The sequence below is a fragment of the Paraglaciecola psychrophila 170 genome, from assembly GCF_000347635.1.
GTDB classification, from domain to species: Bacteria; Pseudomonadota; Gammaproteobacteria; order Enterobacterales; family Alteromonadaceae; genus Paraglaciecola; species Paraglaciecola psychrophila.
The window spans coordinates 2,452,205-2,464,210 of the sequence record NC_020514.1 but is presented as its reverse complement, the minus strand read 5'-3'; the positions used below and the strand labels follow the sequence as shown (position 1 = coordinate 2,464,210).

The window sequence follows — 12,006 nt, the reverse complement described above, 5'->3', positions numbered from 1 at the left end:
ATTATACTCTAATCATCATTATTACCGATAAGTGACACGCTAAATGAAAATATTAATCAGAAATCTTGACAGAGAAACTACCGAGCAAGAACTACAAACCGCCTTTGAAGCACATGGAAAAGTACAATCTAGCGACATAGTTAAGGAAAAGTCTAATGGCTTATCAAAAGGTTTCGGGTTTATTGAAATGCCTAAGGCCGGCGAAGCAAAAGTCGCCGTGAAAAACCTTAACGACAGCATGCTAGGTGCTAACAAAATCAGAGTTAAGTACGCAGAAGATAAAGCTGACAGCCAAGCTAAACCAAAAATTGATTAGTACAACAATTGCAACTGAGCATGTTTAACCAATTTATGGGATTGCTATTTAGCGTCTTTTGATTATAGAAAAACACCATTAATTATTGCGAACCTTTAGATTTTGGTCCTTATGACTATAAGTAAAAGAATGTCAGGATATAAGTTCTATATCTAAAGGGTAACTTGAAATATAGTTGAAACATATATCCAGAAGTAACATGGGATTTTTGACTTTTATTCACAAATTTGATCCCTATCAATAAACGCCCACTCCCTTTATCCACTTCACTTAGCTTTTCCCTTAGTGTTAATGCCTAGTCTGATAACAAAGATAAGGCATCAACATGAAAATATTAATTTGGTTTACCTCAATTATTTTACTTTCCGTTTTGGCTGCTTGTAGCTATGGCACTGATTTCCCAGAAGGTTTTAGTTTACCAGAAGGAGATATCGCAAAGGGTGAACAGGTATTTTTGCAATATAAATGTCAGGCTTGCCATGCTTTAAAGGGCTATGAAGATGATTCGCTAATCAAAGAATTTGATACACCCGTTCCATTAGGCGGTACATCATCTCTGGTTAAAACCTATGCTCAATGCGTCTCGCCATAGGTATTATCGCTGAACCTGGCGATATCTTTTACCCCTTCCAGCATCTCTTGATGCGTTAGACCATCAGGTTTATCCGTTTGACGCTTCTGGTAACGGTAATAATTGTTACTTTGTACACCGAGTAGTCTGCACATTGAGCGCACAGGCCAGGTCTTCTTATATCGGGTAATAAACGAATACTTCACTTCGTTTCTTTGGCAAAGAAGACCGTCGCTTTTTTTATATCTCACGCTCTATTTCGAGACGCTTGACTTGCCCCTTCAAGCTGCGGATTTCGGCTTGTTCGGGTGTCAGGGTGCCATTACCTCGAAAAGCATGACCATTATCATCTTCGGCCTCTTTGAGCCAACGACCGAGTATCTGAAGACTGAGGCCTAAATTCCTAGCCGCCTCTACACGACTGTATTTTTGCTCTACCACCTATGCGATGGCATCCAATTTAAATTCTTTTGAATATTTCTTACGTGCTGTCATTACCTATCTCCAGTTAAGGGTATTATGTCTTAACTTAGGTAGTCGGATCTATTCAACCACGTCAGTATGCGAAAAAACTAGCTAGTTCAGATGTAACATAAATCTATCCTATACAATGAAAAAATCAGCAACCTCAATACTAACTATTTTGACCACTTATTTATTGACCCAAGTCAGGTTCAATGTTTACCACAACGTATTGAATATCGAAAATATCTGCTAACTCACTCCCAACCTTGTCGGAAATTTGGTGTGACTCTAAGGTACTAAGGCTGGCACTCACAGTCACAGTGACATCAGCTACCTGCCCTTTTCCAGTATTTCTAGAGTGAATATTAACCGCAGGAATGTCGTTAACTGCTGCCTTTAATTCCTCTGTCGGGTAGCGGCTCTGATCAACCAACACCGTTATGGTTCTTTGGAAAAGCTTGAATGCTAGATAAAAATAATACTGGAAACTATTAACGCAAATACCGTATCAAACCAATAGTATCCGCGAGACGCTAGTTGCCATCCAATAATCACCACTACGCTGGTCAATACGTCACTTACGGTTTGGGTAGCGTCGGCATGCAATATTTATGAGTCTAAGCGTTTTGCCCAATGCCCCTTCCAAAGCGTCAAACCTATATTGGTTAATAATGAAGAAATTAATATGACTAATCCCAGCATACTTTGCTCAACTGGCTGTCCAAAACGCTCGACTGCATTCACTATCACTTCAAACGCCACGATGGTTAACAAAGATGCGAGAGCAAATATGACTAATTGCTCAAATTTTTGATGATCATAAGGACGCGAACTATCGGCAGGTGATTCAACTACTTTTAGCGCTAACCAAGCAAAAATGTTATTTGCCAAATCGGTTAAGGAATACACCGCATCTGCTATAACTGCAGCTGACACAGTCATTAATCCAACCGTAATTTTGCTTACCGTGATCAGCGCATTGACACTGCCTTCAATAAACAGAATTTTTCTAACGTGCATCTTTTCACTTTTAATATCTGCAATACACATTTTCACTAATATAACGATATCAGCTTATTTTTAAAATTAATTGTTCAGGGTCAATAAGCAAGCTAGCGTATTTTCTAAAATGATATTTATCCCAATAATGTAAGGCCTAATTGTGAACATAGCCTTTTTTAACACTAAACCGTATGACCAAGAATATTTTGCTCATGACCCTAACTCTGATAAATGTAAGGTCTAACTTTGAACATAGCCTTTTTTAACACTAAACCGTATGACCAAGAATATTTTGCTCATGACCCTTACTCTGATAAATGTAAGGTCTAACTTTGAACATAGCCTTTTTTAACACTAAACCGTATGACCAAGAATATTTTGATCGAGCCAACTCTGATGGTAGACACCAGATACGTTATTTCTCATCTCACTTAGATATCGAGTCCATATCTCTTATCAGTGATGAAGAAGTCGTCTGCGCATTTATTAACGATAATTTAAATGCTGAGGTGTTACATACGTTGAAGGACAAAGGGATTGGGCTTATTGCGCTTCGCTCAGCGGGATTTAATCATGTGGATATGGCCTGTGCGAAACGGCTTTCACTGCCTGTGGTACGTGTTCCTGCCTACTCACCTTATGCAGTGGCAGAGCATGCTGTGGGTTTGTTGTTATGCTTAAATCGCGGCATCACCGCGCCCATAATCGCATTCGTGAAGGCGATTTTTCTCTACGTAATTTAATGGGCTTTGACTTACATGGCAAAACAGTTGGGGTAATAGGTACGGGTAAAATTGGTCAAGCATTTGCTAACATCATGTTAGGTTTTGGCTGCAACGTTATTGCTTATGATGTAGTTCACAATGATCAATGCATTCATCCTGGGGTCTCTCGACAACCTGCTTAGTCATGCAGATGTTATTTCACTGCATTGCCCACTTACCCCTGAGACATATCATTTGATAGATCAAAATGCGTTGGCTAAAATGCGTGATGACGTCACTATAATTAATACCAGCAGAGGTAAACTTGTTGATACCAAAGCCATCATAAATGGACTTTAAAAAGGTAAGGTCGGTTTATTAGGACTCGACGTTTAAGAAGAAGCGATGTTTTTTGAAGACCTTTCAGCTCAAGGTATACAAGACGACTTGTTAGCCCGATTAACAAGCTTTCCAAATGTCATAGTGACCATCCATCAAAGTTTTTTTACTCGAGAAGCAATGCCCAACATAGCACAAATAACCCTGTCGAATATCAGCCAATTCGAACTAGATGGTGGCGTTCCAAATGCCGTGACTTGATAATTATCATTAATTGATCAGCATCAATATAGGCGAGTCGGTAATAAGCATACATAACGGCAGCTCATTGGGGTCTTTTATGAAAATTCTAGCAACAGCCAACCATGTTCAACGATATGAATAACCCCAAATACTCAGTGCAAAACTAATATCTGAAATACCGGAGGTTATGGCTGGCTTCGGGGCACTGCATTCTTCAGCATTAGCCAAAGGGGCTCTGGATACAAAATCAAAACAATTCATTGTTCTGGATATCGCCATAGCGGTGCATTGCGACGGATGTATTGCTTTTCATGTTCATGATGCATTAAATACAGGAGCGAGTAGGCAAGAGACAGTGGAGGCAATAGGCGTAACCATTTTAATGGGGGGCGGATCGTTCATGGTCTATGGCTGTGAAGCTTTGGAAGCTATGAATGAGTTTGAGCAAGAACAAAGCCAACCTATTTAACCCTGCGGCAAAAAATTTAAGCAACCCTAGCCTGTATGTTCTTGGGTTGACGCACTTTTGCTGCATGTAAAAGATGAGGTTCACGTTCATACAACAGACATTGATTGAGTTTTCCAATGTCTATACCCAAGTCACTTCAATTTGCAGTTTCTAGTACCTGAAAGTTATCGTTTATACGGCTGTTTAGTGTGTCAGCAATATCCGAAAGGGTGACGCTAAAAAAGTGCCGATTGTGTTGTCGAAATTCTTTGCCGGTAGAAATATATCGATAATTGCGAGCATATTCATTAATGACTTTCCATAATCGCTCTATGGGGTTGAGATTAGGGCTATAATGGGGAAGATAATGCAGGATAATCCCTAATTCAGTCGCTTTGTATTTAACCTCTTTGGTACGATGATAACCCGCCCCATCCAACACTAGATGAATGGTATGACTTGATAAGTACTTTTGCTTTACGTGCTCTAGAAAATCCATGATAGTGCTGCCATTCACGGTCTCGTAATCAAGTACCACAGCCTCAGTTAAATAATTTAACCGAACCGCGCCTACAACGTTCATTCGGGTACGACTGTCTGTGGTTTCAATGGGTTTATCTACCCCTTTACGTATCCATCCGGATGACACTTCAGTCGCTTGGGTAGGATGCACTGCATCCATGAATAAAATAGGCTCATCATCCGGTAAGCTATCGCGTAACCTTTCATACTCTTCGATAAATACAGATTGCTTTTGATCATCAAACTTATGAGGCACTCCTTTAGGCTGTTTGTAACTAAAGCCATTGTGGTGGAGCCATTTATTTAACCCAGACACTGAGTAGGTAATCTTCCACGTCTTTTGAATATAGGCCACTATTTGATGGGTGTGCAAATAAGTGATATCTGACAAATGTGCAACCAATTGCTGGGTTTGCTCAGTATTTAAATGGCTGGCAGAGCCACCACCCGCAGGCTTGAGCTTCAGACGTTTGGCGTAATCACCGATATGCCATGTAATGCTGGCTTCACTCTTACGTAGTGCTTGTGCAATTTTAGCGATGGGCCACCCTTCACCACACAACAGCACTGCTTTAATACGGTCACGCTCCCTTCCATCACGTGCTTTTGTATGACGTACTTCTAGCGCCGTTTTATGCTCGGGAGTGAGGAAAATATCAATCATGTGTAGAGCCTGATCCTCAAACCAGACAAAATCAAGCATTTTCATTGATCACGGGTATATACATCCAATTGAACAATACTACCGTTTTCTTCCATTTCGTTAAGAAACGCCTCGGAAGGTAAGATCCCCCATTTTGGAATTATTCCATCTAACTAAGGCTTCTGCAGCCACCATATAGCCAGTTTTCAAGTCAACGATAGGTTGGAAAATAAAAAAGAACTGATTCTCTATTAATCCTTTTAAAGCATCCTGTTCAATAATTTTTGTAGCAATCATGCCGGACTGCTCTTCACCTTGATGTAAAATAAAACGGTTACGTCCACGCTGTTTTGCTTTATACATGGCCTTATCAGCACAAATTATCAGAGAGTCAATAGTATTGTCAGATTGGTCATTAAAAGCGATACCAATGCTTATGGAGGTATTAATTTGTATTTTGTCCAACATAAATGGTGTTTGTAAAGCCTTAAGTATTTTATTTGCCACTCTTTGTGCTAATTCAGCAGAAACAATATCTTCTAATAGGATGCCAAGTTCATCGCCACCTAATCGGCTTAAGGTGTCAGTTTCTCGAATACACGTTTGTATAAGCTTTGCCACTTCGATTAAAAGAAGGTCGCCGATATGGTGACCATTGGTATCGTTAACTTGTTTAAATTTGTCTAAGTCCAAAAACAGCAATGCGATTTTTTTATTCTTATGACGTCTACATTTGTTCAGTGCATGATTGACTCTATCGTTAAATAACGAGCGATTTGAGAGTTTAGTAAGTGGGTCGTGCAATGCCAAAAATTGCAAATCTGCTCGCGCCTGCATCCGCTCAATAGCGTTGCGAATATGCCGCGCTACAAAACATAATAATTGTTCATCTTTTTGTGTAAAGACAATGTTTTCAGTATAACTTTGCACGACGACCACACCGCGCAGTGGAGGCTTACCAAATGGAACGCCTAACCAAGCATTAGGCAAAGACCCTTTAACATAAAGCTGGTTAGCATTAATCATGGATTGTATTTTTTGTTTACTTGCTAATAATGGCTTATTGGTATTAAGGACGTAACCAGTAATACTGGGCTTTTCATTATCCAGTGGGATTACTTCATTTGGAGGCACTACATCCACTGCATATGGCAAAGTAATCGCTTGCTCATTATCTATGACCAAACCCACGAAAAATTTGAAGCAAACATTAATTTAGCGATGCATTTATGCAGACGTTGATAAAATTCTTGCATATTCGATGTTTCAAAAATCAGCTCTGTAATCTCGAACAAAGTGTCCTGAATTTTCCCACTGTATTCAAGTTTTTCGATAGTCTGCTGAAGTTGTTTTATTGCCCGATTTTTTCCATTTTAATAGCCGTGATAGACGAGATTGTATTTAAAGACTTTTGGAGTTGTAAAGTAAACGCTGCGACCATTTTGCTTGCACAATAGATAACCCCTATCAATTTATCATCCGTCACAATAGGCACTATAAACGCTGACAAATTGTAAGATTTATTTTGCTCAACGTCAGAATTCAAACGCAGATCTTCAATACTCTGTGCGACTAAAGATTTCGCTGCTTTACCAATAAGCCCCTCGCCCAAGGTGATGTCAGGGATAACTAACAAGTCTAAGAGAATCGGCTGTTTTTCAGTAAAGGCTGCAGTTATAGCAAGGGTTTTGTTTCTAGGATTAAATAAATACAATTCAAAATCATCAATATTAAGTTTATTCAGCAAAGTGTCTGATTAAATCTATATGAGTTCCTGTTCCGAATTTGCGAGTAGGATGTCCATTGTATATTGACTCAAAATTTTCAGATATTTATGATCAATCTCTAAATGCTGCTGATCTTCTTTCATTACCCTACTTCCTTTATTCTCAGACATTACCGTAAAATGCGTTTTCTGAAATTAGGTGGGTGAACCCACTAAAAGACGATTCTAATTATCCAATATTGAAGTCTATAGCTTACCTAATAACGAACAGACTTAATATTTTAAACCCTTCCTGTTGATTTATAACTCTATCATCAACAGTCAGTAAGGTTGATGCTTTTTAATTTTTTATGAATATCCTGATCATTAAGAAGAGCAATATCGATGACTTTATTTATAAAAGTACATAAATTGTTTCAGCGGCCACCCTCCTCGATCATCTTGCGCCGAAACGCCCCTGGTGTTAAACCATAGTTTGCTTTGAACTGGCGGTGAAAATGGCTAAGATTGGAAAACCCACTTCCAAATGCCACCTCGGTAATGTTCAAATCCGTGGTCGACAATACCAGCGCGGCTTTTTCAACACGGCGGGTGTTACAATGCTCAACAAAGCTCATACCTGTGTGGCGCTGAAATTCACGAGAAAATAAACTGCGGGACAAACCAAACTCGGCAGCCGCTTGATCCAGCCCAAGGTTTTCTTGCAGACGGCTTTCTATCCAAGACGCGACTTGTTGCATCTTCTGTTGATATTTATTTCCTCGTTTGTATAACTGCCGTTGACCGGCTTCCGGTCGTAATCTGTTGGTATGCAATGCTAAAATCAGACTAACCAAACTCCAATTAAGCTGCTGCGTGTTTGAGGCTGGTTGATGAATGCCTTCACTGACTTGATCACCAAAGTCCAGTAAACTGGAACAAGGCTCTTCAGCGTCAGCCACGGTTATTCCCATCGAGAATAACTTTTGGACAGTCGTCATTTGAACAAGAGACAAAAAATGCTTCATATCTGTAGCTGACATACAAAATATCTTCAGCATCGCCTGCATCTTATCTGTCACCACAACCTGATGTTGATAACCAGGTGGAATTAATAAAGTCCTTCCGGCCTTAAAATAAACATTATGATCCTTGCCCCGAAGGTAACCACCTTCTCCATAACATAAGATCAGCTCAGCTATATCATGACTATGAACACTCGCTGTTGCGCTCATATTCGCTTTTAAACTCCAAAACATATTTATACCCGATCGTACACAACTTTTGGTCGTTAGTATAAGATCCCTTATTTAGAAGGGGTTAATATAATTCATACTAAACAAAATTAATATTCAAAAGTATATAATTGTGGGATGAGATGAATACTGTTCATGACCCACCACCTTTAGCTGTCTCACGGAACCTTAAATATGATTAAGTTGCACCACCTGAATAAGTCTCGCTCAAAGCGCATCATCTGGTTACTTGAAGAACTCGGTGTTGAGTATCAAGTGATCCCATACCAGCGCGATAGCAACACGCGCCGAGCACCTGATTCACTTAAGGCCATAAATCCTCTTGGTAAGTCACCTGTCATCCAAGATGGCGAACTTGTACTCTCAGAGTCGGGAGCCATTGTTGACTATTTAATTAGTCGCTACGGTGCAGAAACCTTGGCACCAAGAGTTCTCACACCAGAGTACGCCCGTTATGTTCAATGGCTACATTTTGCAGAAGGTACTGCCGCCTACCCTCTCATCACCCGATACCTGTTAGCCGTTGACGATAACCAACGTTGCTTTCTAGGTGGGTTCGCTCGTGAACAAATGGCAGAAGTGCTGACTTTCGTGAATAACGAGTTGGCGACTAAAGACTATTTGATAGCTGAGCAGTTTACCGGTGCTGATGTGCTTAATTCGTTTGTATTTGAAAAAATCAGCGAAGCTTATGGTCTGAGTAATTTCCTCATATTGAGTCTTATTTACAGCGAATTTTAGCCGGTCCTGCCGCCAAAAAGCAGGTTCTCTAGAACGAGAGTTTGAACTAAAAAAAGTTGAAAAGGTTCATTAGCGCAGTGAAGCTATTATTTATCCCCGATGGCCATTTGAAAAGAGTACAACCAAGGTTAATCTTTGGGAAATGAAAACAAGTGAGGTTGATTCAATGAAACTATACGGTTTCTCAGCTAGTAATTACTACAACGCAGTTAAACATTTACTGTTGGCAAAAGGTCTAAGTTTTGAAGAGGTTAAGGTTTATCCTAATCAGAGCGAAGAGTATTTAAAAATACATCCGCTGGGCAAGGTACCCGCATTAGAAACCCCAAAAGGTATTATTGTAGAAACCGATGTGTTGATGCGCTATATCGACCAGAAAGGTGGCGAAAGTTTTTTCCCAAGCGATGATTTTGAGCGCGCCAAGTGCGAAGAAATCATGAAAATGGCGGAGATATATCTCGAGTTACCCGCACGCCGTTTAAGTGGCGAAGTACTGCTAGGGTTACCTCGGTGTGAGTCTGCATTTAAAGAGGCCCGTCCACTGATGCAAAAAGGGCTCAGAGCTTTGGATGTCTTGTGTAGTTGTGACCCTTATCTTATGGGGGCTAAAATGACGGCAGCTGACATATTATTACGTTATGTCCTGGTTATTGCCAAGATGAACGCATTTAAAGTGTATGACTGGAAACTACTGGCAGACTATCCCAAGTTAAAAGCGTGGGAAACTAAGATGGCGATGAATGAGGTATCGCAAAAAGTCGATGCTGATGCTAAAGCTGCGTTACCTGAATTGATGGCTCATTTTAATAGTAAGAAATAACCATATCGTTTATCCATAAAAAGATGCCAAGGTTAATAAAAACCTATCAAACTGACTACTATAGGTTGCTCAGTTTGAAGTTTTCAATTATTAACCGTTTTTCCAAGTTGTGTTATTACTCCCATTAATATTTGTTATTTCGAGGTAGACACCATGAGCAATTTTATATTACACCATTACCAAGCCTCACCGTTTGCTGAAAAGATACGCACAATTTTAGGCTTTAAAGGATTATCTTACAGGGAAGTAACGATCCCTATCATTATGCCAAAGCCAGACTTAACTGCGCTGACCGGTGGTTATCGTAAAACCCCCGTCTTGCAACAAGGACGCCATGTGTATTGTGATACTCGACTGATTGCCCGGGTAATTGATGAACATGCTAATGAGCATACTAATGAGCATACTCTGTTCCCACAAGACCAAGCTGCAACGGCAAATATTTTGGCGCAATGGGCAGATCAACACCTTTTTGGTCTCGCTGTGGCTTTGGTATTTTCACCTTTGGGTATTACTGAGTTAGCAAAGAAAGTTCCACCAGCGATGTTAGAGGCTTTGGTAAAAGACCGTGCAGATTTGCGACGTGGCGCAACAGCACCAAAAATATCTCTGGAAACAGTACTCTCACAACTGCCTATTTATTTGCAGCAGTTTGAGCAGCAGTTACTGGATAGTGGTCCTTACCTTCTCGGTCAACAGCCCAGCATTGCAGACTTTTCAGTGTATCATTGCTTGTGGTTTATCAATAATAACCCCGCGGTTCGTGCTTATTTACAGCCCTACCCGGCTTTGCAGAAGTGGCTGGTGATGATGATAAACATCGGACACGGCACGGTTTCAAACATCAGCGGTCAAGACGCTATTGATGAGGCAAAACTAGGAGAACCGATTAGCAATAGTGAACTTAATTTCCTCGAATATGATGGATTAAAACATGGCTCTCAAGTCAGCGTTCAGCCAAGTGATTACGGATTTGATCCTGTAATGGGGGAGCTAGTATTATCTTTACTAGACGAAGTGGCCATTAAGAGAAAAGATGAACGCGCTGGAGAGGTTTATGTTCACTTTCCAAGGATTGGTTACCAGATTAAGTCGGCTTTATAAGCTTATTTTAGATTAATAATAATATTAGATCTAGGCACTGAATCTTTAATATGAATGTTAAATTCAGTCAGCCTGTACCTGAATTCAGATGGTTATAAACGTATTATTTAACCTCTAAATACGCGTTGTGCATGGGTTACCAAACCTGATGTTACACTCCCAAAATGATTACCAATCACCACCTCAACATCTGGAAAAATTGAATTAATCCATGTTTGAATGACAGGTGAAATTGCAGTGCCACCTGTAACAAATATGGTATCTGGTCGAGTTCCCGCTTGGCGTAAAGACTCACTAATTAATAATTCAAACTGCCTTAACTCATCGCTAATCGCAGCACCCAGTTCATCTCGGCTGATGGGTACAAATAAACTATCTTCAATGAAATGCAGCGGTAAATCTATGTTGTCATTGGCAGAGAGATGTATTTTTGCCATTTCAGCGCTTTGGTTAAGTCTGAGTCCAAGTTTACGCTCTCGTAACTGTTTTAACCTTTGGAGTCTTTTATCTTTGGTCATCATGCAGAATCTTGCCAATTCACTGCCGGTTCTATGGGAGCTGAATTCCTGCTGTGCTCTTACATCGTTAATATTGACTGCTTGGCTGAATAAAGTGATGGGAACAGGAAGACCGTTGGTTAACAACGCGTGTTTACCAAAATGCGGCATAATAGTCATCAGAGCCAATTTATTATCAAGGTCAATCCCCCCTAACCGCTTCCCTGAATAACTTAAAATACAGTTTTCTCTACTTTCTAAATTGACATGACTGGGCCCCAGTTTGATCATCGAACAATCTGTGGTCCCGCCTCCCAAGTCAAGAATAAGCACCACTCTATCGTCTCTTAGTTGGCGTTCATAATCGTAGGCTGCGGCAACAGGCTCCATTAAAAACTCAACCTCTTTAAACCCTACCTTTTTGGCGGCTTCATTCATTATTTGCAGTGCCTGAACATTACCATCATCACCTTGCAGACCATGGAAATTTACAGGTCTGCCTATCACGACCTGCTCTAACTCAATACCCTTTACGTATTCGGTTTCCTGCTTAATAAAGGCCAGCATTTTCTCAACCACCGTTGAAAATACGGCTTGTTGAACCTCAGAAATGTTGGCACCCAAAAACGA

The 12,006-nt window shown here is 40.3% G+C and carries 13 protein-coding genes and 2 pseudogenes; 7 read left to right on the top strand and 8 right to left on the bottom strand.

Features of this window, described 5'->3' with window-relative positions:
• Positions 1–43: 43 nt before the first annotated feature.
• Together C427_RS10800 and C427_RS10795 are read left to right on the top strand one after the other, a co-directional pair.
• Entirely contained in the window at positions 44–316 is a 273-nt protein-coding gene (locus C427_RS10800) for an RNA recognition motif domain-containing protein (protein ID WP_007638076.1), read from the top strand.
• Positions 317–641: 325 nt separating this feature from the next.
• Entirely contained in the window at positions 642–908 is a 267-nt protein-coding gene (locus C427_RS10795; RefSeq protein ID WP_007638075.1) for a hypothetical protein, read from the top strand.
• On the opposite strand, the pseudogene C427_RS27440 reads toward C427_RS10795, so the two are convergent.
• The 3 genes and pseudogenes from C427_RS27440 to C427_RS10780 all read right to left on the bottom strand — a co-directional run.
• Positions 902–1,328, bottom strand: a pseudogene (locus tag C427_RS27440) (transposase); the annotation flags it as partial. The gene C427_RS10795 and the pseudogene C427_RS27440 overlap by 7 nt on opposite strands.
• 214 nt (positions 1,329–1,542) lie before the next feature.
• Positions 1,543–1,788 (bottom strand): cation transporter dimerization domain-containing protein, encoded by a 246-nt coding sequence (locus tag C427_RS10785; protein ID WP_007638072.1) that lies wholly within the window; start codon positions 1,786–1,788, stop codon positions 1,543–1,545.
• 173 nt (positions 1,789–1,961) lie between these two features.
• Entirely contained in the window at positions 1,962–2,372 is a 411-nt protein-coding gene (locus C427_RS10780) for a cation diffusion facilitator family transporter (protein ID WP_161601925.1), read from the bottom strand.
• Between the two features lie 314 nt (positions 2,373–2,686).
• On the opposite strand from C427_RS10780, the pseudogene C427_RS24900 reads away from it, so the two are divergent.
• A pseudogene (locus C427_RS24900) lies at positions 2,687–3,658 on the top strand (2-hydroxyacid dehydrogenase).
• Between the two features lie 169 nt (positions 3,659–3,827).
• Positions 3,828–4,109, top strand: coding sequence for a carboxymuconolactone decarboxylase family protein (locus tag C427_RS10765; protein ID WP_081588995.1), 282 nt, complete (start codon positions 3,828–3,830; stop codon positions 4,107–4,109).
• Between the two features lie 136 nt (positions 4,110–4,245).
• Here the strand turns inward: C427_RS10765 and C427_RS10760 are convergent, their stop codons facing one another.
• The 4 genes from C427_RS10760 to C427_RS10745 all read right to left on the bottom strand — a co-directional run bounded on the left by C427_RS10760 (position 4,246) and on the right by C427_RS10745 (position 8,217).
• Positions 4,246–5,271: an IS630 family transposase gene (locus C427_RS10760; RefSeq protein ID WP_187292416.1), complete on the bottom strand. Its 1,026-nt coding sequence runs from the start codon at positions 5,269–5,271 to the stop codon at positions 4,246–4,248.
• Positions 5,272–5,373: 102 nt separating this feature from the next.
• The gene (locus C427_RS10755; protein WP_226991118.1) at positions 5,374–6,408 is read right to left on the bottom strand and encodes a sensor domain-containing diguanylate cyclase; all 1,035 of its coding nucleotides are present in this window, start codon (positions 6,406–6,408) and stop codon (positions 5,374–5,376) included.
• A 196-nt stretch (positions 6,409–6,604) separates the two neighbouring features.
• A complete protein-coding gene (locus C427_RS10750) occupies positions 6,605–7,000 on the bottom strand; it encodes a GAF domain-containing protein (RefSeq protein ID WP_007637373.1) in 396 nt (131 codons plus the stop codon).
• A 395-nt stretch (positions 7,001–7,395) separates the two neighbouring features.
• Positions 7,396–8,217, bottom strand: a complete 822-nt coding sequence (locus C427_RS10745) for a helix-turn-helix domain-containing protein (RefSeq protein WP_007637370.1) — start codon at positions 8,215–8,217, stop codon at positions 7,396–7,398.
• 171 nt (positions 8,218–8,388) lie between these two features.
• Here C427_RS10745 and C427_RS10740 point away from each other — a divergent pair, with 171 nt between their 5' ends.
• The 3 genes from C427_RS10740 to C427_RS10730 all read left to right on the top strand — a co-directional run bounded on the left by C427_RS10740 (position 8,389) and on the right by C427_RS10730 (position 10,879).
• Positions 8,389–8,955, top strand: coding sequence for a glutathione S-transferase family protein (locus tag C427_RS10740; protein WP_015430815.1), 567 nt, complete (start codon positions 8,389–8,391; stop codon positions 8,953–8,955).
• Positions 8,956–9,121: 166 nt separating this feature from the next.
• On the top strand, positions 9,122–9,775 hold the full coding sequence (locus C427_RS10735) for a glutathione S-transferase family protein (protein WP_007637366.1): 654 nt from the start codon (positions 9,122–9,124) through the stop codon (positions 9,773–9,775).
• Between the two features lie 153 nt (positions 9,776–9,928).
• Positions 9,929–10,879 (top strand): glutathione S-transferase family protein, encoded by a 951-nt coding sequence (locus C427_RS10730; protein WP_007637365.1) that lies wholly within the window; start codon positions 9,929–9,931, stop codon positions 10,877–10,879.
• Positions 10,880–10,986: 107 nt separating this feature from the next.
• Here C427_RS10730 and yegD read toward each other — a convergent pair whose 3' ends face one another.
• Positions 10,987–12,000 carry a molecular chaperone gene (gene yegD, locus C427_RS10725; protein ID WP_015430814.1) on the bottom strand — a complete coding sequence of 338 codons (1,014 nt, stop codon included), beginning with the start codon at positions 11,998–12,000 and terminating at the stop codon, positions 10,987–10,989.
• Positions 12,001–12,006 lie beyond the last annotated feature (6 nt).